1 protein-coding gene and 1 other RNA gene are annotated in these 412 nt (G+C 33.5%); both read right to left on the bottom strand.

Translation table 11 applies throughout. The features are described 5' to 3' along the window. Positions 1-111, bottom strand: an RNA gene (gene ffs / locus D7Y13_RS49855) — signal recognition particle sRNA large type; the annotation flags it as partial. Between the two features lie 61 nt (positions 112-172). Beyond that, the coding region (locus tag D7Y13_RS43915; RefSeq protein ID WP_120631154.1) for a UTRA domain-containing protein at positions 173-412 on the bottom strand (240 nt) is incomplete at its 5' end.

Below are 412 nucleotides of genomic sequence, written 5' to 3'. Positions count from 1 at the left end.
CACTACGTGCTTTGGGCAGACTTCGCAAAAATACGGCCTCAACAAAGGAATTAAGCCTCGCATAAAGCGGATTTCGAGTACAGGGAACCGCTACCTCCCCACCTAGCACGGCAAGATATATATTACTATATTTTAATAGTTAATTGCAAGTATAAATCATTTATATCATTGTTTACTTTATACGCCGTCTTGAGAAGTCGTTAAATTTAAATTCATTTGCACGATGTTTTGAAATATTATATTGAAACGGCATTGTCTTTTCTAAATACACAATACTTCGAACTGTTGCTGAATAAGCCACCGATACATCACCAAACAATTGATATGCTTGTTCATCAAACGGTTCAAAAGTAATAGACTTACTTGAATAACTAATATTAAGATTTAATACCTTTTCCAAATAATCATAAAT

The sequence above is a fragment of the Corallococcus praedator genome, from assembly GCF_003612125.1.
Classification (GTDB): domain Bacteria; phylum Myxococcota; class Myxococcia; order Myxococcales; family Myxococcaceae; genus Corallococcus; species Corallococcus praedator.
This window is presented reverse-complemented; position numbering and strand designations above follow the sequence as displayed.